This window comes from Sphingomonas sp. KC8 (genome assembly GCF_002151445.1).
Taxonomy (GTDB): Bacteria; Pseudomonadota; Alphaproteobacteria; order Sphingomonadales; family Sphingomonadaceae; genus Sphingomonas_E.
The window spans coordinates 1,881,382-1,904,483 of sequence record NZ_CP016306.1 but is presented as its reverse complement, the minus strand read 5'-3'; the positions used below and the strand labels follow the sequence as shown (position 1 = coordinate 1,904,483).

Genomic DNA, 23,102 nt, shown 5'->3' with positions numbered 1-23,102 from the left:
TTTTCATGCCCCCGGCCGTTCCGCACGGTCGCGGCCGTCGCCCCGCCTTGTCGTCCGGCGCAACCGGATTGGCGCGATGCCACCATCCAGGACTTGCGATGTGGTCCCGCGCGCCCTCTATACCGGGACAGCCATGTCATTCCGTTTCCCGCCCATCGCCGGCCTGCTGATCCGCGCCGCGCCGTTCGCGCTGATCGCCGCCACGCCCCTGTCTCCCGCAGTCGCGCAGGATGCGTCCAACCTGATTTCACCGGGCGATCCGGCCGAATCCCTGGGCCGTTATGTGCGGATGCTGGCTGCCAACCCGCGCGATCTGGCGTCGTTGACGGGGGCGGGCCGGGCGGCCCTGCTGGTCGGCGATCCGTCCGCCGCGCTGGGCTTTTTTCGCGCGGGCCGAGGATATCGCGCCGCGCAACGGGCGGATCAAGGCGGGGCTGGCCAGCGCGCTGGTGCAGATGGAACAGCCGCGCGCCGCGCTTAAATTGTTCGACGAAGCGGTTGCGCTGGGCGTGCCCGAAGCGGAGATCGCCGGCGATCGCGGCCTGGCTTATGATCTGCGCGGGGATAACCGCCATGCGCAGCAGGATTATTCGCTGGCGCTGCGCCGTAGCGATGATCCGGAAATCACCGGCCGTCTCGCGCTGTCGATGGCGATATCGGGGGATCGGCAGGGCGCGCTGACGATGCTGGACCCGCTGGTGCGCAAGGGGGATCGATCGGCGACGCGGATCCGGGCGTTCGTGCTGGCGTTGACGGGCGATCGAACGGGTGCGCAGCGCGTGGCAAACAGTGCGATGCCGCCCGAACAGGCGGCCGCCATGGGCCAGTTTTTTGGCCGGCTGGGCGAATTGAAGCCGACGCAAAAGGCGCTTGCGGTCCATTTCGGCCGGCTGCCATCGACCGGGCGGCGATATAGCGAAGCGGAAATGTTCGCCGATGCGGTGCTGGCGACGCCGCCGGGCCAGCAGCGGCCGGCATCACGGGCCGATGCGCCGCTGATCCCCGCTGGCGCGCCGCTGGGCACAAGCGCCGGCCGCACCGAAACCGCCGACAGGGCCGAACGGCGCAGGCCGGGGGCCGCGAACGGGGCGCCTGTTCCGGCGCTGACGAAGGCCAAGGCACCGGCATCGCCCGTCCGCCCATCCCCGCCCAAGGCCGACGACGACGACGCGAAGACACCGGCCGCACCGCCGACCCGGATGGCGGCGCTGGCTGATCCCAAGGCCGAACTGGCCGTGGCCGATCCCGCGATCGTGGCCGCCAAGGCCAGGGCGCAGGCCGACGCCAAGGCCAGGGCCGACGCGGCAGCCAAGGCCAAAGCGGATGCCGCCGCCAAGGCGAAGCTGGAGGCCGCCGCCAAGCTGAAGGCGGACGCGAAAGCCAAGGCCGATGCGAAATTGAAGGCGGAAGCCAAGGCGAAAGCCGATGCCAAACTGAAGGCCGACGCCGCAGCCAAGGCAAAGGAAAAAGAAGAGGCCAAGGCGAAGGCCGCAGCACCCGAACGGTTCTGGGTGCAGGTGGCATCCGGCAAGAACAAGGCGGATCTGCCCAAGGTTTGGGCCAAGCTGAAGGCGGATAAGCCCAAATTCTTCAACGGCCGGTCGCCGTGGGTGTCGTCATGGCGGGCGTCGAACCGGCTACTTGTCGGCCCGTTCAAGACGGATGAGGAAGCGCAGGCTTTCGTCAACCAACTCGCCAAGGCGGGCATGTCGACGCTGCAATTCACGTCGCGCGCGGGCGTCCCGGTCGAGAAACTGGCGACGGGTAAATAATCGCGGGCCATGGCGGGGCAGCGCGGCTGGACTTGGCGGGCGGCACCCGGCAAGGACGCGCCATGCGCCGCCTTGCCCCTTATGCCGCCGATCCCGCCCGTTCACGCGGGCGTCTTCATGCCGAAGCCGGGGGTGAGACACGCGGGCCGCGCGATGCGTTCCAGCGCGATCGCGACCGGATCATCCATTCGATCGCGTTCCGCCGCCTGCGCCACAAGACGCAGGTGTTCGTCGCCCCCGATGGCGATCATTTTCGCGTGCGCCTGACGCACAGCCTGGAAGTGGCGCAGATCGGCCGCACCATCGCCCGTGCGCTCGATCTGAATGAGGATCTGACCGAGGCGCTGTGCCTTGCCCACGATATCGGCCACCCGCCGTTCGGCCATTCGGGCGAAGATGCGCTGAAGGCCGCGACGGCGGATGCCGGCGGGTTCGATCACAATGCCCATACCCTGCGCGTGCTGACCCGGCTGGAAACGCCCTATCCCAACTGGGATGGGCTGAATCTGTCATGGGAGACGCTGGAGGGGCTGGCCAAGCATAATGGCCCGATCACGAACCCGACCTGGGCGATGATCGAGACGGATGCCGAATTTCCGCTCGATCTGGGGAGCCATGCCTCGCTGGAGGCGCAGATCGCGGCGCTGGCCGACGACATCGCGTATGACAATCACGATATCGACGATGGCCTGCGCGCGGGGTTGATCGATCTGGACGAGGTGGTGGCCCAGCCGTTGGTGGCGCCGGGCTGGGCGGCGGTGACGGCGCGGCATCCCGCCATATCCGGCCCCCGGCTGGTGGCCGAACTGGTGCGCGAACAGATTGGCCGGATGGTGACGGATCTGCTGGCGACGACGCGCGCCAGGCTGGCTGATCTGCGGCCGGACAGCGTGGAAGCGGTGCGCGCCGCCGGCCGCACGATCGTCGGCTTTTCGCCGGAAATGGCGGAGGCCGAACGCAGTTTCAAACGCTTCATGTATGCCAGGCTCTATCATCATCCCAGCCAGCTCGACGTGGCGGAAAAAGCCGGGCGGATCGTGGCCGCGCTGGCGGCGGCCTATCGTGCCGACCCCGCCTTGCTGCCGGTGCACTGGCGCGAAACGCTGCCCGATGCCGAACCCGCACGCACGCGACACATCGCCGATTTCATCGCCGGGATGACGGATCGGTATGCGGTTGCCCGCCATCGCGAGGTGGTGGGGCCGGTGGAGATGCCCGACGGCCTGTAGACTCTGGTCCGCGAGGTGGACGGGGAGGCGCTTTTTCCGCTAAGGGCGCGCGGTTTCCTTTGTTGCCGGATGTGCCTGTGACCCTTTACGCCCGTTTCGCCGATCGCATCGGCCAGATTCTCGACGACCTCGCCGCTGCGGGCGATCTGCCGGCGGGGCTGGATCGCAAGAATGTGACGGTCGAACCGCCGCGCGATCCTTCGCATGGCGATCTTGCGACCAACGCGGCGATGGTGCTGGCCAAGACCGCCGGCAAGAACCCGCGCGAACTGGCGGCGCTGATCGCACCCAAGCTGGCGCGCCTGCCCGAAATCGCATCCGCCGAAATGGCCGGCCCCGGCTTCATCAACGTGCGGCTGACCGATGGCACCTGGCGCGACGAACTGACCACGATCCTGGCCGATGGCGCGGATTATGGCCGGTCGAAGATGGGTGCCGGCCAGCGGGTCAATGTCGAATATGTTTCTGCCAACCCGACCGGGCCGATGCACATGGGGCATTGCCGGGGGGCTGTGGTCGGCGATGCGCTGGCCAGCCTGCTGGAATATGCCGGCCATGATGTGACCCGCGAATATTATATCAACGATGCCGGCAGCCAGGTGGAGACGCTCGCCCGTTCGGCGCATCTGCGCTATCGGCAGGCGCTGGGCGAACAGGGGATCACGATCCCCGAGGGTTTCTACCCCGGCGATTATCTGGTGCCGATCGGTGCGATGCTGGCCGCCGAGTTCGGCGACACCTATGCGACGGCGCCCGACAGCGAATGGCTGGTGCTGTTCCGCGAAAAGACGGTTGCGGCGATGATGGACCTGATCCGCGCCGATCTGGCGCTGCTCGGCATCCATCACGACGTGTTCGCATCCGAAGCGAAGGTGCAGGCCGACGGCAAGGTCGTCGCCGCGCTCGATCAGTTGCGCGCCGAGGGCCTCGTCTATGAAGGCGTGCTCGAAGCGCCCAAGGGCGAAGTACCCGATGATTGGGAACCCGTTGAAATGACGCTGTTCCGCGCGACGAACTTCGGCGACGACAGCGACCGGCCGGTGCGCAAGGCCGATGGCAGCTACACCTATTTCGGCAACGACCTCGCATATCATTACCAGAAGGCGCAGACTGCCGATCAACTGATCAACATCTGGGGCGCGGACCATGCTGGCACCGTCAAGCGCATCCAGGCGGCGGTGAAGGCGCTGACGGGTGGCAAGGTTCCGCTCGATATCAAGCTTGTCCAGATGGTGCGGCTGTTGCGCGGTGGCGAACCGGTAAAGATGTCCAAGCGTTCGGGCAGCTTTGTGACATTGGCCGATGTCGTGCGCGAAGTGGGCAAGGATGTGGTGCGGTTCACCATGCTGACCCGCAAGGCCGATGCGCAGATGGACTTCGATTTCGCCAAGGTGGTCGAAGCGTCGAAGGATAATCCGGTTTTCTATGTGCAGTATGCGCATGCCCGGATCCGTTCGGTCCACCGCAAGGCCGCCGAAGAAGGCATCACGCTCACCGTTCCGGCGGACCTGACGAAGCTCGATGCCGAAGAACTGGGTCTGGTGAAATTCGCAGCGCAATTCCCGCGCATCGTCGAGGCGGCGGCCGCGAATCACGAGCCGCATCGCATCGCTTTCTATCTCTACGATCTCGCCGCCAGCTTCCACGCGCTGTGGAATCGCGGCAATGATGATCCGTCCCGGCGCTTTTTGCTGGCGGATGACCCGGAAACCACGTCGGCGCGTCTGGCCCTTGCCGACGCGATCGGGCAGGTTATTCGTAACGGCCTGGCGGTGATGGGCGTTGCCGCTGCCGAGGAGATGCATTGATGACGGATGCGGAACGGGGGCGTTTTGGCCTTGCCGACGAGGATCGGCTGCCGTGGCTCGAAGCGGTCGAGGATGAAGATGATCATGGCGGCGTCGGCGCGAGCAAGCTGATCGCGGCGGTGATCGCGGCCTTGGTGTTCATTGGTCTCGTCGTCGGTGGCGTGTTCTGGATGCGCGAACGCAACAAGCCGGCCGGATCGGGCGAACTGATCACCGCGCCCGAAGGCGATTACAAGGTGCCGGCCGAAGGCGCCGCCGCCAATGGCATGGCGGTCGCCGGCGAAGGCGATGCGGCCTATGCCGCGAGTGAGGGGCAGACCGTCGAGTCGGTCATCAATCCGAATGTTCGCCCGGAAGTGCCCGTAGCGGGCGTGTCGGCGGGAATCGATGTGGCGCCGGTTCGCACGGTTCCGCTGCCGCCATCGCAGGGCGCACAGGCGAGCACGACGCCCGCGGCCAAACCTGCGGCCAAGCCTGCCCCCGTTGCGGCCAAGCCGGCTCCGGAAAAGGCAGCCCCGGCCAAGCCGGCCGGCGCGCCGGCCAATCTGTTGCCGGAAACCCGCGCGCAGACCGCGATGGCCGGTGGCACGATCCAGTTGGGGGCATTCAATTCGGAAAGCATCGCGACAGGCGAATGGAGCAAGCTGGCGGCCAAATTCCCCGAATTGGGCAAGCTCAGTCGCTCGATCACCACGGTCGAAGTCGGCGGCAAGACGCTGTATCGCCTGCGTGCCAGCGGGATCGGCGCGCGCGAGGCGTGCAAGGCGCTGAAGGCGGCGAACAAGCCCTGCAACGCGGTTTGATCCGCCAAGCCTCGTCCCCTGCGGATCGAAAGTAGCAATGCCATGACCCCGCTTATCCTTGGCCTGACCGGGCCAGAACTCAGCGCGGATGAGCGCGCGTTCTTCGCCGATGTTGATCCCGCCGGGTTCATCCTGTTCCGCCGCAATGTGGAAACGGCCGAACAGTTGCGCGCGTTGACCGATGGCTTGCGCGAGGTGGCGGGCCGGGCGGATGTGCCGATCCTGATCGATCAGGAAGGCGGCCGGGTCGCCCGGATGCAGCCGCCGGTGTGGCCGGCCTTTCCCAGGGCCGAACTGTTCGACCGGCTTTATGATGTGGCACCCGCCTCCGCGATCGAAGCGGCGCGCGCCAATGCGCAGGCGATCGCGACGATGCTGTTCGACGCGGGCATCAACGTCAACTGCCTGCCGCTGCTCGACGTGCGTCAGCCCGACGCGCACGACATCATCGGCGATCGCGCGCTGGGGGCCGAACCGCTGCGCGTGGCGGCGCTGGGCCGCGCGGTGATCGAAGGGATGCAGGCGGCCGGTGTCGTCGGCGTCGTCAAGCATATTCCGGGTCATGGCCGGGCGATGGCCGACAGCCATGTCGAACTGCCAGTCGTCACCGCAGGCGAAACGGAACTGGAACGCGATCTGGCGCCGTTCATCGCGCTCGCCGGTGCGCCGATGGGGATGACCGCGCATGTCGTCTATACCGCGTGGGACGCGGACGAATGCGCCAGCCTGTCAGCAAGGGTGATCGGCGATGTGATCCGCGGCCGGATCGGCTTCGACGGGTTGCTGATGTCCGATGATCTGGGGATGCACGCGCTGACCGGTGATTTTGGCGAACGTGCGGCGGGCGTGCTCAAGGCCGGGTGCGATATCGCGCTCCATTGTTCGGGCGACATGGCCGAAATGGTGGCGATTGCAGGGGCCGTCGGCCCGATCGGGGATGCGGCGCGCGCGCGCCTCGATCGCGCGATGGCAACGGTGGCTGGGCGGGCACCGGCGATCGCGTTCGCGGATCTGGTGGCCAGGCGGGATGCGCTCTTGGCTTACGCCTGAACGTTTCCGTGCTAGCCTGTCGCCATGCTCGACGTCATGGATGATTTCGAACTTCCGCTCGACGCGCCCGACACGCTGACCTTGGCGATCGACGGGTGGGAAGGGCCGCTCGATCTGCTGCTGACCTTGGCGCGGTCGCAGAAGGTGGATTTGCGCGAAATTTCGATCCTTGCGCTGGTCGAGCAATATCTGGCCTTCATCGACGACGCCAAGGCACTGAAACTGGAACTGGCGGCCGATTATCTGGTGATGGCGGCGTGGCTGGCTTATCTGAAATCGGGGCTGCTGCTGCCCAAGGACCCGGCGATCGATCCCAGCCCGGAAGAGCTGGCGCTCAGGCTGCAACTGCGTCTCCAGCGGCTGGATGCGATGCGTGAGGCCGGCGCGCGGCTGATGGGTCGCGATCGGCTGGGCCGCGACGTGTTCATGCGCGGCGCGCCCGAAGGCTTGAAGGTCGTTCGCCGCGCCGCGTGGCAGGTTGAACTTTATGATCTGATTGCGGCTTATGGCGCGATCCGGGCCCGCGCCGAACCCGTGTTTCACGTCGTGTCGCGCCGGCCGGTGATGACGTTGGACGAAGCGATGCGCCGGGTGGAACGGCTGATCGGCGTGCGGATCGAATGGGCGGTGCTCGAAAGTTTCCTGCCCGATGGGCTGGACCCCGAATATCGCCGCTCGGCGCTCGCCTCCAGCTTTGTCGCCGCGCTCGAACTGGCGCGGCTGGGCAAGGCCGAACTCGATCAGGCCGGGCCGTTCGCCCCCTTGATGATTCGCGCGGCATGAACCCGCCGGACGATTCCGCCCGCGCCGTCGAAGCGGCCCTGTTCGCCGCCGAAGCGCCGATGAGCATGGCTGAAATCGCAACGGCGGTGGGCGAAGGGATCGATGTGCGCGGGGCGCTGCGCCGGCTGGCCGACGATTATGCCGGGCGGGGCGTGAACCTGGTCGAACGCGGCGGCCGCTGGCATTTCCAGACGGCGCCCGACATGGCGCACATCCTGCGCCGTGATCGCGAAGACGCGCGACGGTTGAGCCGCGCGGGGGTCGAGACGCTGGCGATTATCGCCTATCACGAACCCGTCAGCCGCGCCGAAATCGAGGCGATTCGCGGTGTTCAGATATCCAAAGGCACGATCGACGTGTTGATGGAAGCGGGCTGGATTCGCCCCGCCGGCCGCCGCGAAGTGCCCGGCCGGCCGCTGATTTATGCGACAACCCCGGCGTTCCTGGCGCATTTCGGCCTGTCCAGCCGGCGCGACCTGCCGGGGATCGACGATTTGAAGGCCGCCGGGCTGCTTGATCCTGTCGATCTTGCGTTTGCGCAGCTAGAGGTGGAAAGCAGCGATACGGACGCCTAGATAAGAGGCTTACCGGGAGAAAATTCATGGGTGGCCTCAGTATCTGGCATTGGCTCGTCGTCGGGGTCATCGTGCTCCTGCTGTTCGGCAAGGGGCGCTTTTCCGACATGATGGGCGACGTTGCCAAGGGCATCAAAAGCTTCAAGAAGGGCATGGCCGAGGACGATGAAGCGGCGAAGCCCGCCGCGCCCGCGCCGCGCCTGCAGGCACAGCAGCCGATCGAACCGAACCCCGATCGCAACCTTCAGCCGATGCAGGATGACCGGCCGGCCCAATAAGCCGCCCACCCGGCCTGCACATCGGGTGTCGCCGGAAAGCGGGTGGATTCCCGTTCTGGCGGGGTGACGATCGGCCGCTTTCCGATCCGGCTTTCCGTGTCCCTGCCCTTGCGAGAGTGAAGCAAGCCCCGCATGTTCGATATCGCCCCTACCGAATTGATGCTGGTCGCGCTGGTCGCGCTGGTCGTGATCGGGCCGAAGGATTTGCCGCGCCTGATGCGCATCGTCGGCAATTGGGTGGCCAAGGCGCGCGGCATGGCGCGCCATTTCCGCAGCGGCATGGATGAAATGATCCGCCAGTCGGAAATCGAGGAGATGGAACGCAAATGGGCCGCGGAAAATGAGCGGATCATGCGCGAACATCCGGTGGTGCCGCACGATGCCGACGCGGCGCAGGTGACGGTGTCGCCCGAGGCCAGCGGATATGCCGCGCCGGCTGACGCGCCGTATATCGACGCGCCCTACACCGAATTGCCGCCCGGCGAAGTGGAACTGTCCGAACCACCGGCCGCCATCGTCCAGCCCGAGGCCAAGCCGTCCGACATGCCACCGTCGAGCGCGTTGCAGGCGGAACTGCCGTTGCTGGATGGCGGGCCATCGACGGGCAAGCCGGCATGAACGATATCGATGAAAGCAAGGCGCCCCTGCTCGATCATCTGGTCGAACTGCGCCGTCGCCTGCTGTGGAGCTTTGCGGCGCTGGGCGCGGCCTTTGCCATCTGCCTCTATTTCGCCAAGCCGATCTTCGCCTTCCTCGTCCAGCCGCTGTTGCGCGCAGGACAGGGAAAACTGATCTATACCAATATCTTCGAAGCGTTTTTCGCCGAAATCAAGGTCGCCTTCTTCGCGGCGATCATGCTGGCCTTTCCGGTTGTGGCCAATCAGATGTGGCAATTCGTGGCTCCCGGCCTTTATGCCAAGGAAAAACGGGCGCTGCTGCCATTTCTGGGGATCACGCCGGTGCTGTTCCTGGCAGGCGCTGCGATGGCTTATTATGTCGCCATGCCCGTCGCGCTGCATTTCCTGTTGAGTTATCAGGGCAATGTTGGCGGCGTCAGCCAGGAAGCGCTGCCTGGCGTTGGCAATTATCTCGATTTCGTGACCAAGTTCATCTTCGGGTTCGGCGTTGCATTCCTGCTGCCGGTGCTGCTGATGCTGCTGGAACGCGCCGGGATCGTCACCCGCGATCAGTTGAAGGCGGGACGGCGCTATGCGATCGTGGCGGCGTTCGCCATCGCGGCGGTGCTGACCCCGCCCGATGTGGTGTCGCAGCTGATCCTCGCGGTGCCGCTGGTGCTGCTGTACGAACTGGCGCTGATCGCGATCTGGTTCACCGAAAAGCGCCGCGCGCGCAGCCAACCGGAGGACGCGGCCGCCTGAACGGCGCCGGGCGCCGCCCCCGGTGGGGAGCGACGCCCGTTTTCAACCGATCCGACAATTTACTTTGCGACGTCCTCAACCGCCTGCCCGGCCGACTTCACGTCCTTGCCCGCGCCTTCAACGGTGTTGCACGCCGACGCCATCAAAGCGCCTGCAACCAGCGCAAGGGTCACTATCTTTCGCATCGATCTGCTCCTGCAGCATTCCGTATATTTTCGGAACCGTAGCGATCAATGCGCGGTCGGGGTGATTGGTTCCGTCTGGCGATCCCGGCATGCGGCCAACCGCTCGTCGCGACGGGCAATGTGGATCCGGCGGGAAAATTGCGGCCCCGGAAACGTCGTCGGGGGGAGGATCGACAGTTCCGGGGCCTGGTTAGGATAGCGTGAGCGGGGGGGCATAAGTGCGCTATCCTCCACCCCGAACGAGCCTGACGCCGACCGGTTCCACGATCATCGAAAAAAATCGCACCTATGCGACGAACCGCACGATGGCGCGCTAGGCTGAGGGGGCGTCGTTGCGGATGATCGCGATGGTGATGGCGATTTCGCCGGTTGGTTCGCCGCGGCGCAGCGATGCGCGCAACTGCCGGGCCAGCCCATCGGCAACCCGTTCGAAGCGGGGGTAGGCCGGATGTTCGCGGCAGGCAGTGCCGATCAGGCCGGGTGCGATGAGTTCCAGCAGCGCCCGATCCGGCAGGTCGGTGGCAGAAAGGCGGATGGTGAGGCCGCCGGCCGGATCGCAATACATCGCCATTTCGGCAACTTCGGTGATCAGGAAGGCCACCGGGACGGCGATGTCCTGCGATGTAACGGCGGAGATCACCTCCATCCGGATCGGCATGGCAGCGGCGTCGCCGCTGGCGGTGGCCCGCAGGTTCGATGCCAGTTCGCCGATCAGGGCGCGCAGATCGACGCCGCGATTGTCCTCCATCTCGGCATAATGGTTGCGGTGAACGACGGCGAGCGCATCCACGCGGCGCTGGATGACGGCATAAGCCTCGCTGGTTTCGGGGCCTGCGCGCCGCGGGCGTGCAGATTGATCAGGCTGGCGACGACCTGAAGGTTATTCTTGACGCGATGGTGCACCTCGCGCGTCAGCCGCCGCTGGCGCGCCAGGCTTTCGGCCAGTTCGGCTTCATGTTCGATCTGGCGGGCGGTGGCATCGGTGAAGGCCTGGGCCAGGCTGCGGATTTCCTGCGATGGCGTTTTCAGCGCCGGTGTACGCAACGGGCCGTGCGCGATGTCAAAACCATCCACCGATTTCTGCAGGCGGCCCAGCGGGCGCAGCACCAGCCTTTCCATCACCAGCCAGCCGATCAGCCCGGCGGCCAGCCACATCAGGATCGGCAGCAGCACCATCAGCCATTCGATCGCCCGGATCGGGGCGGTGTCGGCGCGCAGTTCCAGCGCCAGTTGCCCGTCGGCGACGGGCGATGCAACCGTGATCGTCTGTGTCGATGGCGTGGGGGCCGGCCGGCCAGCCAGCTGTAGGCTGGTATCCCCTTGCCACAGGATCAGCGTGGCGGCCTCGCTGGTCGGCGCCGTGATCCGGGCGAGGGGTTCCAGCGGAATTTCGGCGGCGACGATCAGATCGTTCCGCGCGGTGGCCAGCCGCATCCAGCGCTGGCCCGGTTCCAGCGTGGCTTCCATGTCCATGCCCGCTGCCGGCGGCGCGATCGTGCTTGTCACAAAACCGGTCGTCGCGCACAATTTTCGCCCCCCCGGTAGAATAAACCGAAGCGGATTCCAGCCGGTTGGGTGGCGGCAAGCGTATCGAGCGACCGGCGGCACGCCGCAGCCGACCGAACATCGCCCATCTGCAACATGGTCCCCACCATGTCGCGGGTGATGCCCCCGATCGCGGTGTCGAGCCGACGGGTGCTGTCGGCGGCCATCATCCGCACGGCGAAATCGCGGGTTACGCGATTCGTCCTGGCGGATTCCAGCGAGGCGTAGATGGCGATCAGGCCAAGCGGCAGCAACGCGATCGTCAGGATCAGCAGCATCTTGACGCTTGTTGAAAGCCGCGCAGCGCTGGCGCCGATCACGAGGTGCGGCCTCGTGGATCAGGGCGTGACGGAACCATGACGAACAGGCGCCAGCCGGCTAGTTGAGCTTGCCGAGAAGATCGAGCATGTCGGATGGCACTTGTTCGCCCAATGTTTCGTCCCAGGCCGATCGCAGGGCCTGGCCGATGTGCGAAGCGTTGCGGCGGCGTGGTTTTTCGGCCTGCCGTGGGGCGTTTTCGGTGCTGGCCACCTGCTCTTTTTTGTTCTTCGCAGCCAACCTGTCTGATCCCCGATATATCGTCCGATCCCGGCCCCATGCGGCCATGTTTCATAGGCATCGGGCCGTGCCATCCCCGAATGCGGGGGCGCAGCGCGACCAGAATAAATTGCCGACTTGCCCAAGGAAACAAAAAACTCTCCCGATAGTTCCGCAATCTGATGGTTCCACGTTAAATTATTGCGTGGTTTCGATCCGTGGCGGGGAATGGTTGCATCTGATCCCCGCTGATCGCAGAATGATCGTCCCAGGGGCGGTGTTTCGGATAGCAAGGGGAAACAATGTCACTCGGCCAGGAACTCGCGCCACATCTTCCATTCCTTCGTCGCTACGCGCGCGCGCTGACGGGAAGCCAGGCTCATGGCGACGCTTATGTCCGCGCCGCGCTGGAGGCGATCGTCGCCGCGCCCGGGGATTTCCCGCGCGATGTGGATGCACGCCTCGGCCTGTATCGCACCTTCCAGCGGATATGGGCGTCGGCCAATGCGGATGGCGATGCGGGGGCGGCCGCCGGCGGCGATCGCGAACTGATCGCGCAGGCACGGTTGGCGCAGGTCACGCCGCTGTCGCGGCAGGCCTTGCTGCTGACCGCGATGGAAGGTTTCACCAGCGAGGACGCGGCCTATCTGATCGATGTATCGCCGGCCGAAGTGGATGAACTGGTCGCCGGCGCCCTGGCCGAGATCGAACGGCAGACGCGGGCCGAGGTGCTGATCATCGAGGATGAACCGATCATCGCGATGGATCTGGAAACGATCGTGCGTGATCTGGGCCATGGCGTGACCGGGGTCGCCGTCACCCGCGATGAAGCAGTCGCGCAGGCGCTGGCGCAACGGCCGGGGCTGGTGCTTGCCGATATCCAGCTTGCCGATGACAGTTCGGGGATTGATGCCGTGAAGGATATTCTGGCCGAATTTCCCGTGCCGGTGATCTTCATCACCGCGTTCCCCGAACGATTGCTGACCGGCGAGCGGCCCGAGCCGACTTTCCTGATCACCAAGCCGTTCCAGCGATCGACGGTAAAGGCGGCGATCGCGCAGGCATTGTTCTTCGACAGCGCGACCGTGCCTGCCTGATTTTGGAACGCATCCGTAATGGATGGAACCCGGAATCGAAGAAGGCGTTCGTATCGGATACTCAACGGCAAGGAGAGACCGATGGGCGGAGCGGACGGACATTGCGGCATCGTGGCGGCTGATGCTGTCGTCATATCGCAGCGGAGGGCCGCTGATTGCCTGCGCACCATCGCCGCTTCTTGCGGTAACGGGGCCGTGCCGGCAAATCGCCCTGCAATCGGGGCATGCGCATGATCGATGAAGATAGCGGCGATATCATCGAATCCGTGCCGCTGTCGGATGACGCGTTCAAGGCCGAGCTGGCGGCGGTGATCCCGCATCTGCGCGCGTTTGGCCGTTCGCTTTCGGGCAATCGGGATACCGCCGACGATCTGGTTCAGGAAACGCTGTTGAAGGCCTGGGCCGCGCGCCAGCGTTTCCAGGCGGGGACCAACATGCGCGCCTGGACGTTCATCATCCTGCGCAACCTGTTCCTGTCCCAGATGCGGCGCGCGCGCTTTAAGGGCGAATGGGACGAGATCACGGCGGCGCGGGTGTTGGCTGCCCCGGCCAGCCAGGACAGCCATGTCGAACTGGGCGATATGCAACGCGCCTTGCTGCTGTTGCCGCAGCCCCAGCGCGAGGCGCTGATCCTCGTCGGTGCCGGCGGATTTGCATATGAGGAAGCCGCTGAAATCTGCGGTTGCGCTGTCGGCACGATCAAGAGCCGTGTGGCGCGCGGCCGCGTCGCGCTGGAACAGATGCTGAGCGAAGGCCGCCTGCCGTCGCGCCGCGGCGATGAGGATCGCGGCGGCCAATCCGCGCTGCAATCCATCATGAAAGATGTGGACGAACTTAGCCGCGGGCGCTGAGGCGGGGGCGGCCTTCTTCAGGTGATCCGATCGAGCAACTCGCGCCATTCGGGCGGGATATCCACAGCCGCGGGCGAATAGATTTTGCGCAGGGCATCGCCGACCCCTTGATGCGGCTTGGGTGACACGGCGAGTTCAGCCGTCGGCGTGCGCGGCGGCCGGCCGCGCGTGCCGTTCAGACCATCAGGTTCGTGTGTCCGATGCATGCCTTCCCAACGCACTGCCGGGCATGAGGTTGCCTGCGATCTTGCGGAAAAATGCGGAACCTTGATAGTCCCGCGACGCGGGCTATGCAGGATGACATGAAAGCCACAATTTCCGCCGCGATCGATCGCGCCATGGCCCATGCCCCTTTCCTGCGCCGCGCGGCAGAACAGCGACCGGAGATTGTTGCGGCGATCGCTAAGGGCGATGTGGCCGGTGCGTTGGCGCTGTGCCGCACGTCGGGCGAGGGCGATGTCGGCCTGGCGCTGCGTCGCGAACGGCAGGGGCTGTCGCTGGCGGTGGGGCTGGCGGATCTTGCCGGGCTGATGCCGCTGGAAAGCGTGATCCAGACGCTGTCCGACTTCGCCGACAATGCGCTCGACCGCGCAATAGCCGCCGCGATCGAGGAGCGCACGCCGGGCGAACCGCCGCGTGGGTTCGCGGTGCTGGGGCTGGGCAAGCATGGCAGCCGCGAGCTGAATTATTCGTCGGATATCGATCCGATCCTGATCTTTGACCCGCTGACCTTGCCCCGGCGCGAACGCGATGAACCGGTCGAGGCGGCGGTGCGGATCGGCAAGCGCGTTGTTGAACTGCTGCAGGCGCGCGACGCGGCGGGCTATGTCTTTCGCGTCGATTTGCGGTTGCGCCCGTCGCCGGAAGCCACGCCGATCGCGTTGCCGGTGGAAGCGGCGATTTCCTATTATGAATCGAGCGCGCTGCCGTGGGAACGCGCGGCCTTCATACGCGCCCGTGCGGCGGCGGGCGATCGGGTGCTGGGGGAACATTTCCTCGCCCAGATCCGCCCGTTCGTGTGGCGGCGCGCGCTGGATTATGGGGCGATCCGCGAAATCCGCGAACTATCCCGCCGGATTCGCGATCATCACGCGCAGGGGCAGAGTTTCGGCCCCGGTTATGATCTGAAGCGCGGGCGCGGCGGCATTCGCGAGGTGGAGTTTTTCGCCCAGATCCACCAGCTGATCCACGGCGGTCGCGAACCGGCGCTGCGCGCGCCCGCGACATTGGATGCGCTGGCGGCCCTGGCGGCGGCGGGGCGGATCGACCCGGATGAAGCGAAAATACTGGCCGATGCGTATCGCCTGTATCGCACGATCGAACACCGCCTGCAGATGGTGGAGGACCAGCAGACCCACAGCCTGCCGCGCCAGCCCGAGGCGCTCGATAATGTGGCGCGGCTTCACGGGCTGGCCGATGGCGCGGCGCTGATTGATCTGCTGCGCCCGCATGTGGAGGCCGTGGGCCGCATTTATGACGGGCTGGATGAAGGCCGCCCCGAAGGGCTGTCGCGCGATCCGGCGCTGATCGAAACCGCGCTGGCGGCGGCCGGCTTTGCCGATCCGGCGGCTGCGCGCCAGCGGATCGAAGGGTGGCGGGCCGGCGGGCCGCGTCCGCTGCGCACCCCCGCCGCGCGCGAGGCCCTGGAAGCGGTGCTGCCCGGGCTGGTGACGGCGCTGGGCCAGGCGCCGGATGCGAATGCCGCGCTCAACCGCTTCGATACGATCGTGTCACGCCTGCCCAGCGCGGTGAACCTGTTTCGCCTGCTGGAAGCGCGGCCTGCGCTGGCGCGAATGGTGGCCGATGTTCTCGTCCACGCGCCCACCCTGGCCGATGCGCTGGGCCGGCGGCCGACATTGCTGGATGGCCTGATCGATGCCAGCGCGTTCAACCCGCCCGGCGATGTCGCCATGCTGGCCGCTGAAATCGGGCGGTGCGAACCGGGCGACGATTATGAAACCCTGCTTGATCGCGCGCGCCAGCGGGTGGGCGAAAAACGGTTTGCGCTGGGCGTGCAACTGATCGAACGGGCGACTGATCCGCTCGATGTCGCGTCAGGCTATGCGCGGGTTGCCGAAGCGGCTTTGGTCGCGCTGGTCGATGCGACGGTGGTCGAATTCGAGGCGGCACATGGCCGTATTCCGGGCGACGGGCTGGTCATCCTGGCGCTTGGCCGGCTGGGCGGGGCGGCGTTGACCCATGCGTCCGATCTCGACCTGATCTATCTGTTCGATGGTGATCATCTGGCCGAATCCGATGGTCCCAAGCCGCTTGGCGCGACCCAATATTATAACCGGCTGGCCCAGCGGGTGACGGCCGCGATGAGCGTGCCGACCGCATCGGGGCCGTTATATGAGGTCGATACACGGCTGCGGCCGTCGGGTGCGCAAGGGCTGTTGTCGGTGTCGATCGCCAGCTTTGCCCAATATCAGCGCGAAAGCGCCTGGACGTGGGAGCATATGGCGCTCACCCGCGCACGACCGGTATATGGCCGGGCTGGCGCGCGCGCCGCGGTGGCGGCGATCATCGACGAAACCTTGCGCCGGCCGCGCGACGCAGCAACGCTGGTTGCCGATGCGGTGAAGATGCGCGCGGATATGGCCAGGCATAAGCCGCCATCGGGGCCGTTCGACGTCAAGCTGATCGAAGGCGGGCTGGTGGATTGCGAATTTGCCGTCCACGTCCAGCAACTGCGCCATGGCGCCGGGTTCGACACGCGCCTTCGTCAGGCGATCGCCGCGCTCGCACAAGCCGGGCTGATCGCGCCCGAACTGGCCGAAGCGCACGCCCTGTTGACGCGGATGCTGGTCACGTTCCGGCTGGTGTCGCCCAAGGGGGGCGAACCGATCCCGGTATCGCGCGCGATGGTGGCGCAGGCCTGCGGGCAGCCCGACTGGGAAACGCTGGTTGCGGCCTATGATGCCGCCCGCACCACGATTCGCGCCGAATGGGAACGGGTTTCGGTCTGACCGGCGATACGCTACGCACCCGGCAACAAGGAGATTTGACGATGGCCAGCGAAGGCGACACCGCGCCCGATGTTACGCTGCTGATGGCAGACGGATCGACCAAACGGCTGCACGATCTGCTCGATCGGCCGCTCGTTTTGTATTTCTATCCCAAGGACGACACCACCGGCTGCACCGCCGAAGCGCAGGCCTTCACCGAACTGGCCGGCGATTTCGCGACGGCGGGTGCCGCGATTCTGGGTGTGTCGAAAGATACGCCGGCCAAGCATCAGAAGTTCATCGCCAAATATGATCTGAAGGTGGGCCTTGCCACCGACGCCGATGAAACGGTGTGTGCGGCATTCGGCGTCTGGGTCGAAAAGGCGATGTATGGCCGTACATATATGGGGATCGAACGGTCCACCTTCCTGATTGAAAAGGGCGGGCGGATCGCGCGCGTCTGGCGCAAGGTGAAGGTGAAGGGCCATGCCGAAGACGTACTGAAGGCGGTGCAAGCCCTGGCGTGACGACCAGCGTTGCCGAATCCGTTCGCGCCGTGCTGCTGGCGGCGGACCCGCGCGCCAAGGTGATGGCGGCGCGTGCGGCGGCGCGCGACTGGCGGCTTGGCCGGCTCGATTTCGTCTTTTCCGTCGCCATGCCCGACCAGCCGGCACGCGGTGACGGCCCGGTCCTGCTGCAGCCATCGCGGATGCCCAAGCGGGGCCGCGCCGGCAGCCCGCGCGCGCGGATCGCGATGCTCCATGCACTGGCGCATATCGAATATAGCGCGATCGATCTGGCGGCGGACATTATCGGCCGGTTCGGATCGCAATTCCCGCGTGCGTTTATCGACGAATGGATGCGGGTGCTGGCCGAAGAAGCGATGCACTTCGCCATCGTGGCCCGGCGGCTGAAGGCGCTGGGGGCGGCTTATGGCGATCTGCCCGCGCATGACGGCCTGTGGGAAGCGGCGGAGGCGACCGCGCATGATCCGCTCGCGCGGCTGGCGATCGTGCCGATGGTGCTGGAAGCGCGCGGGCTGGATGTGACGCCGGCGATGATCGCGCGCTTCATTGCGGCCGGTGATGCCGCTTCGGCGCGTATCCTCCAGCGCATCTATGACGACGAAATCGGCCATGTCGCGACAGGGGTTCGGTGGTTCGAATCCTGCTGTTCGGCGCAGCGATTCGACGCATCCGCGCACTGGCAGACGCTCGTCAAAACGCATTTCGGCGGGGCTTTGAAGTCGCCGTTCAACGACTCAGCGCGTCAGTCAGCCGGATTAACTCAGGATTACTACGTACCGCTTGCCCAGGCTGACATTGTTTTACACAACGCGGCACGCACTATCGCAGGGTAATAGCCTGTTGCGATCAGCGCCAGTTTATCAAGCTCCTCGGGTCGTACCTCCGGAGAGTTCAAGCCCACCACCGGGGGATTTGAATGTCAGTTGTCGTGCACTCGCTTAACGCGGGTCTGTTTGAAAAGTTCCGCGGTGCGCTTCGCCCGCGCGATCTTTTCCTTCATGACGGATCGACCCTGCGTCAGGTTCGCCTCTGCACCCGCCGGCAGGTCGCCATCCTCGCTGCCACGCTTCTCCTCCTCGCTTGGGCCGTTGTTGCCACCGTTCATGCTTTCGCGCCTGCCGCGACGTCTGATACCCAGGTCGCGCAGATGCAGGCGAAGGTTGCCAGCATGCAGGCCGATTATTCGGCGATGAAGCAGGCTGCGGTGGTTCAGGCCGCCCGTATCGAACAGCGCCAGGCGTTCCTGTCGGCGCTGGTGGAAGGCAAGACCGACGCCAAGACGCTCGCCGCGATGGTTCCGGGCGACGTCCCCACCGCCCCGTTGACGCCGCTGACCGCACCTTATGCGAAGGTTGCACAGCAGCAGGACGCCCTCGCCGGCAAGGCGCTGGCGCTGACCGAAGGCCGGTATCGCATGACCGCCGATGCGCTCCGCCGTCTCGGCGTCGATGCGCGCCGCTTCCAGCGTGGCAATCCGTCGCTGGGTATGGGCGGGCCGTATGAGCCGGTGACCAAGGCCAATATTTCCGACGACGCCGATCCGCAGTTCCGCGCGCTGTTCATGTCCTGGAAGAAGATGGACCAGCTCGAACGCGAAGTGATCTCGGTGCCGTCCGCCCGCCCTGTCTTCCTCAAGCAGGTTGCCTTCACCAGCTCTTACGGTGTCCGTTCCGATCCGTTCCGTGGCGGTGCCGCGATGCATGCCGGGATCGATCTGGCCGGCCCGATCGGCACGCCGATCTATGCCACCGCCGATGGCGTGGTGAACCGCGCCGAATGGGCCAATGGCTATGGCAATCTTGTCGAACTGAACCACGGCAAGGGCATCCAGACCCGTTATGGTCACCTGTCGAAGATGCTCGTGTCCGCCGGCCAGCGCGTGAAGCGGGGCGATCTGATCGCCAAGATGGGTTCGACCGGCCGTTCGACGGGCAGCCACCTCCATTATGAAGTGCGCCTCGATGGCCGCGCGGTGAACCCGGTGCCGTTCCTGCAGTCGACCGATTATCTGCTCGCGGTGCAGAACCGCACGGATACCCGGATCGCCATGGGTGGTCCCGACGCCAATTGATATCCCGAAAACGGGAGAGGAGGGGGGCCGCCAGCAGCAACAGTTGCCGGCGGCCCTTTTCATTCCTATCTGGATGGCCATGACCCAAGCCCCCACCGTCGATATCACCCCGGCCGCGGCCGCCCGCGTTGCCGCGATCGCCCAGCGCCAGGGCAAGCCCGCGATCCTGCGGCTGGCCGTGGATGGTGGCGGCTGCGCGGGGTTCCAGTATCGGTTCGGGCTGGCGGACGCGGTGGAAGCCGATGATGCGGTGGCCGAACGCGATGGTGCAACGCTGGTCGTCGATCCGATGAGCCTCGATCTCGTTGCCGGCAGCGCGGTCGATTATGTCGAATCGCTGGGCGGGGCGGCGTTCCGCGTCACCAATCCCAATGCGGCCTCGGGCTGCGGCTGCGGATCCAGCTTCTCGGTCTGATCTTTTTTATCGGCCGACGGGTGATACCATCGGCCGAAGAATGCCTCTAAGGTCGCGGCCATGAAGATCGCGACATTCAATATCAACGGCATCAAGGCCCGCCTGCCGCGTCTCCTCGAATGGCTCGATGAGACGCAGCCCGATGTGGCGTGCCTGCAGGAAATCAAAACTTCCGACGAAACCTTTCCCGAGGCGGATATTCGCGCTGCGGGTTACGGTGCGATCTGGCACGGGCAGAAGGGCTTCAATGGCGTCGCGATCCTCGCGCGTGGCGCGGACCCGGTGGAACGGCGGCGTGGTCTGCCCGACGATCCCGATCCGTCGCACAGCCGCTATCTGGAGGCGGACGTGAACGGTGTCACCGTCGCGTCGATCTACCTGCCCAACGGCAACCCGCAGCCCGGCCCCAAATTCGATTACAAGCTGGCGTGGATGGATCAGTTGCGCCTGCACGCCGCCGGCCTGTTCGCCAGCGAACGCGATGTGGTGCTGGCGGGGGATTACAACGTCATCCCGACCGACCTGAAGGACGATATTTTCTCTGCCCGCGCGATGGCCGATGATGCGCTGGCGCAACCCGAAAGCCGTGCCGCGTTCCGCAGCCTTCTGGCCCAAGGCTGGACCGATGCGATCCGCGCGATCCACCCGTCGGGGCCGATATACACCTTCTGGGATTATCAGGCCGGCGCCTGGGCGCGTGACGCGGGGTTCCGCATCGATCATCTGCTGCTCAGCCCGTCGGCAGCCGATCGGCTGGCCGATGCCGGCGTCGATCGCGCGACGCGCGGCAAGGAAAAGGCCAGCGATCACGCGCCGACCTGGATCATGTTGCGCTAGGGAAAATCAGCCCGGCAGGATGACGGGCGTGCCGAAAGCGGCAACGTCCGGCAGCCGCGCGGCGATCGTTTCCAGGTGCGCGCGCACGCTGCCTGCGTCCGTTGCCGGATCGCGGACCAGCAGATCGCACCCCTTGGGCGTGAACAGCGTGCGATCGAAGGTGATGAACATCCAGCCGGCGTCTCCGTCGAAAGCGCGAATCGCCCAACGGCTGACAAAGGGAAATAATAGCCCCGATCCGCGCCATACGAAGCGGGTGCCGCTGTCATCAAGCGGATGATCGAACCCGCGAACTGATCGCGACCGGCCAGCCTGGTCGTAGCGCACCACATCGATCAAGCCGTCGCGGCCGCCACGCCGGCCGGGCGCATAATGGATCGTCGGGCGCTGCCGCCTGCCGTTCAGCCACATCGGAAAACTCGTGGCGCGGACGTGCCAGTCGCCGTGAAGCTGGTCCAGCCGCAGGTGTACGTCCGCAGCCATCGCCAGCCCCTTTACAGCGTCTTCTGATACACCCGGTAGATGCGGTTGACGGTGCTTTCGATCGTTTCGGCGATCGATTTCATGCCCTGATTATCGTCGAGCACCCAGCCGATTTCGCCGCGCGTGGCGCTATAATGGACCAGCGCATCGCGGCGGATATATTCGATCATCATGAAGGCGAGCTGGCTGGCAAGGCGGGTGGATTGCAGCCGTTTGACCACGCCCATCAGCGGCACGCGCATCGTGCGCACCTGCGGTTTGCGCAGCCGCCACAGCAGCTTGGCCCAGCCGAACGGGAACAGCCGGCCGTCAAGATCGCGGGTCAGTTCGTTGAGGTCGGGAAGCGTCATCATGAACGCGACGGGTTCGCCCTCCACTTCGGCGACGCGGATCAGGTCCTCGAACACGATCGGCTTCAGCTTCTTGCCGGCATAAGCGATTTCGGCGTCGGTCAGCGGGACGAAGCCCCAATTATCCGACCAGGCATTGTTGAGGATGCCCAGCAGCAGGGCTGCTTCCTCGTCGAAGCGTGATTTATCGACCTTGCGGATGTTGATCCGCGCATTGCGTTCGCCCGACGCGACGATGCGCTGCACGATCGGTGGGAAATCCTGCGTGATATCCAGATCATAGGTCTGCATGTCGCGCACGCCGGTATAGCCCGCGCCCTCGATCCACGCCTGGTAGGCCGGCAGATGGTGGCCCATCATCACCGTCGGGCTATGATCATGGCCCTTCACCAGCAGGCCGGGTTCGTCCCATACCGACAGGCTGAACGGCCCCATCGCCTGCGTCATGCCGCGCCCGCGCAGCCAATCTTCGGCCGCCTTGATCAGGGCGGTGGCGGTTTCGGCGTCTTCGGCCTCGAACATGCCCCAATGGCCAACGCCAGGGCCGCCACCTTGTTCGGCGGGCATGGCCAGGACGAGCCGGTCGATCTGCGCCGAAATCCGCCCGGTCACACGGCCGTTGCGGCGCGCCAGCAGGAACACCGCATCGGCATGGCCGAACCACGGATTCTTCTTCGGATCGATCAGCCCGTGCATCTCGCTTTTCAGCGGCGGCACCCAATGGGGGTCATGGGCATAAAGCTGCCAGGGCAGATCGATGAAGGCGGCGCGGTCGGCGGCTTTCACCACCGGGCTGATAGCGATGCTCATGGATATGCGATCAATCGCGCTGGCGCTGCCGGGGATGGCCGGTGGCAACCCCGCCGGACAGCCGCGCGACGTGCGGATATTCTTCGGCCACCTCGTTGGTGTAGCCGAGGTTGAACACGGTCGGGCTTTTCGGGCGTTCGCCGGCCTTTTCGTAAAAGGTGCCGAACAGGCGATCCCAGAAATAGTTGGTGATGCCGAAATTGCCGTTTTCGTTGTGGAAATGGTGCTGCATGTGGCGCTGCTTGATCGACGCCACCCATTTGTTGCGTGGCTTATACGCCAGATGCTGGATGCAGTGGAAAAACTCGTACACGCAGGTGGTGATCAGCCCGGTCGCCATCGCCGCCGCAGCCCCGCCGACGCCGCCAATCGCATAGCCGATCGGCATCGTCGCCGCCGCGATCGTCGGCAATGTCGTGTGCAGGCCGCCAAACAGCACCTCCAGATGGTTGGGATCCTGATGGTGATCGTAATGGATGCGCTTCCACGTCGGGCTGAGCAGTTTGGATTTCCACATCCACTTGCTGTGGAGCACCCAGCGATGCAGGCAGTACCACACCAGCGGATAGACCAGGGTCGCGATCAGGATGGATGCCAGCGTCTGCACCAGCGGCGCCGGGCGCCACACCCAAACCCCGATCGCGGCAAAGGCCGCCAGCAGATAGGCGATGATCGCCGGATATTGGAAATAAGCGATGACGAGGTCACGCAACGTCATCCGATCCAGATGGTGCGATCGGTTCCAGAAGCCCGTGCGCATCGATTCCGT

The 23,102-nt window shown here is 65.6% G+C and carries 29 protein-coding genes; 19 read left to right on the top strand and 10 right to left on the bottom strand.

Translation table 11 applies throughout. From position 1 onward, the window contains the following. Positions 1 to 133 precede the first annotated feature (133 nt). The 11 genes from KC8_RS09020 (at position 134) to tatC (ending at position 9,677) form a co-directional block, all read left to right on the top strand. Positions 134 to 481 carry a hypothetical protein gene (locus KC8_RS09020; protein WP_029624740.1) on the top strand — a complete coding sequence of 116 codons (348 nt, stop codon included), beginning with the start codon at positions 134 to 136 and terminating at the stop codon, positions 479 to 481. Then, entirely contained in the window at positions 456 to 1,772 is a 1,317-nt protein-coding gene (locus KC8_RS09015; protein ID WP_010126969.1) for an SPOR domain-containing protein, read from the top strand. Before KC8_RS09020 ends, KC8_RS09015 begins: the two co-directional genes overlap by 26 nt. Before the next feature lie 62 nt (positions 1,773 to 1,834). Beyond that, entirely contained in the window at positions 1,835 to 3,001 is a 1,167-nt protein-coding gene (locus KC8_RS09010) for a deoxyguanosinetriphosphate triphosphohydrolase (RefSeq protein ID WP_010126970.1), read from the top strand. Between the two features lie 77 nt (positions 3,002 to 3,078). Beyond that, positions 3,079 to 4,809 (top strand): arginine--tRNA ligase, encoded by a 1,731-nt coding sequence (gene argS / locus KC8_RS09005; RefSeq protein WP_010126971.1) that lies wholly within the window; start codon positions 3,079 to 3,081, stop codon positions 4,807 to 4,809. Then, on the top strand, positions 4,809 to 5,612 hold the full coding sequence (locus KC8_RS09000; protein WP_010126972.1) for an SPOR domain-containing protein: 804 nt from the start codon (positions 4,809 to 4,811) through the stop codon (positions 5,610 to 5,612). The genes argS and KC8_RS09000 overlap by 1 nt, the downstream gene beginning before the upstream one ends. Before the next feature lie 42 nt (positions 5,613 to 5,654). Further along, complete coding sequence (nagZ, locus tag KC8_RS08995) at positions 5,655 to 6,662, top strand: beta-N-acetylhexosaminidase (protein WP_010126974.1); 1,008 nt, start codon at positions 5,655 to 5,657, stop codon at positions 6,660 to 6,662. A gap of 24 nt (positions 6,663 to 6,686) precedes the next feature. Further along, on the top strand, positions 6,687 to 7,445 hold the full coding sequence (locus tag KC8_RS08990) for a segregation and condensation protein A (RefSeq protein ID WP_010126975.1): 759 nt from the start codon (positions 6,687 to 6,689) through the stop codon (positions 7,443 to 7,445). Next, positions 7,442 to 8,020: an SMC-Scp complex subunit ScpB gene (gene scpB, locus KC8_RS08985; RefSeq protein WP_010126976.1), complete on the top strand. Its 579-nt coding sequence runs from the start codon at positions 7,442 to 7,444 to the stop codon at positions 8,018 to 8,020. The genes KC8_RS08990 and scpB overlap by 4 nt, the downstream gene beginning before the upstream one ends. 26 nt (positions 8,021 to 8,046) lie before the next feature. Beyond that, the gene (locus KC8_RS08980) at positions 8,047 to 8,298 is read left to right on the top strand and encodes a twin-arginine translocase TatA/TatE family subunit (RefSeq protein WP_010126977.1); all 252 of its coding nucleotides are present in this window, start codon (positions 8,047 to 8,049) and stop codon (positions 8,296 to 8,298) included. Between the two features lie 132 nt (positions 8,299 to 8,430). Continuing rightward, complete coding sequence (tatB, locus tag KC8_RS20600; RefSeq protein WP_010126978.1) at positions 8,431 to 8,916, top strand: Sec-independent protein translocase protein TatB; 486 nt, start codon at positions 8,431 to 8,433, stop codon at positions 8,914 to 8,916. Beyond that, positions 8,913 to 9,677, top strand: a complete 765-nt coding sequence (gene tatC, locus KC8_RS08970) for a twin-arginine translocase subunit TatC (protein WP_010126979.1) — start codon at positions 8,913 to 8,915, stop codon at positions 9,675 to 9,677. The genes tatB and tatC overlap by 4 nt, the downstream gene beginning before the upstream one ends. Before the next feature lie 59 nt (positions 9,678 to 9,736). Here the strand turns inward: tatC and KC8_RS08965 are convergent, their stop codons facing one another. From KC8_RS08965 to KC8_RS20085, 5 genes are all read right to left on the bottom strand, one after another. Continuing rightward, complete coding sequence (locus tag KC8_RS08965; RefSeq protein WP_029624742.1) at positions 9,737 to 9,862, bottom strand: entericidin A/B family lipoprotein; 126 nt, start codon at positions 9,860 to 9,862, stop codon at positions 9,737 to 9,739. Between the two features lie 313 nt (positions 9,863 to 10,175). Next, positions 10,176 to 10,652 (bottom strand): hypothetical protein, encoded by a 477-nt coding sequence (locus KC8_RS08960; RefSeq protein WP_157663909.1) that lies wholly within the window; start codon positions 10,650 to 10,652, stop codon positions 10,176 to 10,178. Beyond that, positions 10,574 to 11,368, bottom strand: coding sequence for a histidine kinase dimerization/phosphoacceptor domain -containing protein (locus tag KC8_RS08955; RefSeq protein ID WP_029624744.1), 795 nt, complete (start codon positions 11,366 to 11,368; stop codon positions 10,574 to 10,576). The genes KC8_RS08960 and KC8_RS08955 overlap by 79 nt, the downstream gene beginning before the upstream one ends. Further along, complete coding sequence (locus tag KC8_RS08950; RefSeq protein ID WP_010126983.1) at positions 11,365 to 11,727, bottom strand: hypothetical protein; 363 nt, start codon at positions 11,725 to 11,727, stop codon at positions 11,365 to 11,367. The genes KC8_RS08955 and KC8_RS08950 overlap by 4 nt, the downstream gene beginning before the upstream one ends. Before the next feature lie 58 nt (positions 11,728 to 11,785). After that, positions 11,786 to 11,938: a NepR family anti-sigma factor gene (locus KC8_RS20085; RefSeq protein ID WP_192807714.1), complete on the bottom strand. Its 153-nt coding sequence runs from the start codon at positions 11,936 to 11,938 to the stop codon at positions 11,786 to 11,788. A gap of 308 nt (positions 11,939 to 12,246) precedes the next feature. On the opposite strand from KC8_RS20085, the gene KC8_RS08940 reads away from it, so the two are divergent. Then, positions 12,247 to 13,041 (top strand): response regulator, encoded by a 795-nt coding sequence (locus KC8_RS08940; RefSeq protein WP_010126985.1) that lies wholly within the window; start codon positions 12,247 to 12,249, stop codon positions 13,039 to 13,041. Positions 13,042 to 13,265: 224 nt separating this feature from the next. Next, a complete protein-coding gene (locus KC8_RS08935; RefSeq protein ID WP_010126986.1) occupies positions 13,266 to 13,892 on the top strand; it encodes a sigma-70 family RNA polymerase sigma factor in 627 nt (208 codons plus the stop codon). A gap of 17 nt (positions 13,893 to 13,909) precedes the next feature. Here the strand turns inward: KC8_RS08935 and KC8_RS08930 are convergent, their stop codons facing one another. Next, positions 13,910 to 14,098, bottom strand: a complete 189-nt coding sequence (locus tag KC8_RS08930; protein ID WP_037496782.1) for a hypothetical protein — start codon at positions 14,096 to 14,098, stop codon at positions 13,910 to 13,912. An 84-nt stretch (positions 14,099 to 14,182) separates the two neighbouring features. Here KC8_RS08930 and KC8_RS08925 point away from each other — a divergent pair, with 84 nt between their 5' ends. From KC8_RS08925 to KC8_RS08915, 3 genes are read left to right on the top strand one after another with little or no spacing between them, the layout of a single operon-like run. Then, positions 14,183 to 16,861, top strand: coding sequence for a bifunctional [glutamine synthetase] adenylyltransferase/[glutamine synthetase]-adenylyl-L-tyrosine phosphorylase (locus KC8_RS08925; RefSeq protein ID WP_010126988.1), 2,679 nt, complete (start codon positions 14,183 to 14,185; stop codon positions 16,859 to 16,861). A gap of 41 nt (positions 16,862 to 16,902) precedes the next feature. Beyond that, the gene (locus KC8_RS08920) at positions 16,903 to 17,367 is read left to right on the top strand and encodes a peroxiredoxin (RefSeq protein WP_029624746.1); all 465 of its coding nucleotides are present in this window, start codon (positions 16,903 to 16,905) and stop codon (positions 17,365 to 17,367) included. Next, a complete protein-coding gene (locus tag KC8_RS08915) occupies positions 17,364 to 18,200 on the top strand; it encodes a ferritin-like domain-containing protein (RefSeq protein ID WP_010126991.1) in 837 nt (278 codons plus the stop codon). The genes KC8_RS08920 and KC8_RS08915 overlap by 4 nt, the downstream gene beginning before the upstream one ends. Positions 18,201 to 18,286: 86 nt before the next feature. Here the strand turns inward: KC8_RS08915 and KC8_RS20285 are convergent, their stop codons facing one another. Beyond that, complete coding sequence (locus tag KC8_RS20285) at positions 18,287 to 18,472, bottom strand: hypothetical protein (protein ID WP_232455670.1); 186 nt, start codon at positions 18,470 to 18,472, stop codon at positions 18,287 to 18,289. Positions 18,473 to 18,514: 42 nt separating this feature from the next. Between KC8_RS20285 and KC8_RS08910 the strand changes: the two genes are divergently transcribed. The 3 genes from KC8_RS08910 (at position 18,515) to xth (ending at position 20,690) form a co-directional block, all read left to right on the top strand. Further along, positions 18,515 to 19,438 (top strand): M23 family metallopeptidase, encoded by a 924-nt coding sequence (locus KC8_RS08910; RefSeq protein WP_232455669.1) that lies wholly within the window; start codon positions 18,515 to 18,517, stop codon positions 19,436 to 19,438. Positions 19,439 to 19,517: 79 nt separating this feature from the next. Next, entirely contained in the window at positions 19,518 to 19,853 is a 336-nt protein-coding gene (gene erpA, locus KC8_RS08905; protein ID WP_010126993.1) for an iron-sulfur cluster insertion protein ErpA, read from the top strand. Between the two features lie 60 nt (positions 19,854 to 19,913). After that, positions 19,914 to 20,690, top strand: coding sequence for an exodeoxyribonuclease III (gene xth / locus KC8_RS08900; protein ID WP_010126994.1), 777 nt, complete (start codon positions 19,914 to 19,916; stop codon positions 20,688 to 20,690). 6 nt (positions 20,691 to 20,696) lie between these two features. Here the strand turns inward: xth and KC8_RS08895 are convergent, their stop codons facing one another. From KC8_RS08895 to KC8_RS08885, 3 genes are read right to left on the bottom strand one after another with little or no spacing between them, the layout of a single operon-like run. Beyond that, entirely contained in the window at positions 20,697 to 21,173 is a 477-nt protein-coding gene (locus KC8_RS08895; protein ID WP_010126995.1) for a hypothetical protein, read from the bottom strand. An 11-nt stretch (positions 21,174 to 21,184) separates the two neighbouring features. Beyond that, entirely contained in the window at positions 21,185 to 22,333 is a 1,149-nt protein-coding gene (locus tag KC8_RS08890; protein WP_010126996.1) for a hypothetical protein, read from the bottom strand. 10 nt (positions 22,334 to 22,343) lie between these two features. Continuing rightward, entirely contained in the window at positions 22,344 to 23,093 is a 750-nt protein-coding gene (locus KC8_RS08885; protein ID WP_037496806.1) for a sterol desaturase family protein, read from the bottom strand. Positions 23,094 to 23,102 lie beyond the last annotated feature (9 nt).

Excerpts from the sequence above, each read along its gene's own strand:
- KC8_RS09020 (WP_029624740.1), top strand. The coding sequence starts at position 134 with ATGTCATTCCGTTTCCCGCCCATCGCCGGCCTGCTGATCCGCGCCGCG.
- KC8_RS09015 (WP_010126969.1), top strand. The coding sequence starts at position 456 with ATGGAACAGCCGCGCGCCGCGCTTAAATTGTTCGACGAAGCGGTTGCG.
- KC8_RS09010 (WP_010126970.1), top strand. The coding sequence starts at position 1,835 with ATGCGCCGCCTTGCCCCTTATGCCGCCGATCCCGCCCGTTCACGCGGG.
- KC8_RS09000 (WP_010126972.1), top strand. The coding sequence starts at position 4,809 with ATGACGGATGCGGAACGGGGGCGTTTTGGCCTTGCCGACGAGGATCGG.
- nagZ (WP_010126974.1), top strand. The coding sequence starts at position 5,655 with ATGACCCCGCTTATCCTTGGCCTGACCGGGCCAGAACTCAGCGCGGAT.
- KC8_RS08990 (WP_010126975.1), top strand. The coding sequence starts at position 6,687 with ATGCTCGACGTCATGGATGATTTCGAACTTCCGCTCGACGCGCCCGAC.
- scpB (WP_010126976.1), top strand. The coding sequence starts at position 7,442 with ATGAACCCGCCGGACGATTCCGCCCGCGCCGTCGAAGCGGCCCTGTTC.
- KC8_RS08980 (WP_010126977.1), top strand. The coding sequence starts at position 8,047 with ATGGGTGGCCTCAGTATCTGGCATTGGCTCGTCGTCGGGGTCATCGTG.
- tatB (WP_010126978.1), top strand. The coding sequence starts at position 8,431 with ATGTTCGATATCGCCCCTACCGAATTGATGCTGGTCGCGCTGGTCGCG.
- tatC (WP_010126979.1), top strand. The coding sequence starts at position 8,913 with ATGAACGATATCGATGAAAGCAAGGCGCCCCTGCTCGATCATCTGGTC.
- KC8_RS08965 (WP_029624742.1), bottom strand. The coding sequence starts at position 9,862 with ATGCGAAAGATAGTGACCCTTGCGCTGGTTGCAGGCGCTTTGATGGCG.
- KC8_RS08940 (WP_010126985.1), top strand. The coding sequence starts at position 12,247 with ATGTCACTCGGCCAGGAACTCGCGCCACATCTTCCATTCCTTCGTCGC.
- KC8_RS08935 (WP_010126986.1), top strand. The coding sequence starts at position 13,266 with ATGCGCATGATCGATGAAGATAGCGGCGATATCATCGAATCCGTGCCG.
- KC8_RS08930 (WP_037496782.1), bottom strand. The coding sequence starts at position 14,098 with ATGCATCGGACACACGAACCTGATGGTCTGAACGGCACGCGCGGCCGG.
- KC8_RS08925 (WP_010126988.1), top strand. The coding sequence starts at position 14,183 with ATGCAGGATGACATGAAAGCCACAATTTCCGCCGCGATCGATCGCGCC.
- KC8_RS08920 (WP_029624746.1), top strand. The coding sequence starts at position 16,903 with ATGGCCAGCGAAGGCGACACCGCGCCCGATGTTACGCTGCTGATGGCA.
- KC8_RS20285 (WP_232455670.1), bottom strand. The coding sequence starts at position 18,472 with ATGAACGGTGGCAACAACGGCCCAAGCGAGGAGGAGAAGCGTGGCAGC.
- KC8_RS08910 (WP_232455669.1), top strand. The coding sequence starts at position 18,515 with ATGCAGGCGAAGGTTGCCAGCATGCAGGCCGATTATTCGGCGATGAAG.
- erpA (WP_010126993.1), top strand. The coding sequence starts at position 19,518 with ATGACCCAAGCCCCCACCGTCGATATCACCCCGGCCGCGGCCGCCCGC.
- xth (WP_010126994.1), top strand. The coding sequence starts at position 19,914 with ATGAAGATCGCGACATTCAATATCAACGGCATCAAGGCCCGCCTGCCG.
- KC8_RS08895 (WP_010126995.1), bottom strand. The coding sequence starts at position 21,173 with ATGGCTGCGGACGTACACCTGCGGCTGGACCAGCTTCACGGCGACTGG.
- KC8_RS08890 (WP_010126996.1), bottom strand. The coding sequence starts at position 22,333 with ATGAGCATCGCTATCAGCCCGGTGGTGAAAGCCGCCGACCGCGCCGCC.
- KC8_RS08885 (WP_037496806.1), bottom strand. The coding sequence starts at position 23,093 with ATGCGCACGGGCTTCTGGAACCGATCGCACCATCTGGATCGGATGACG.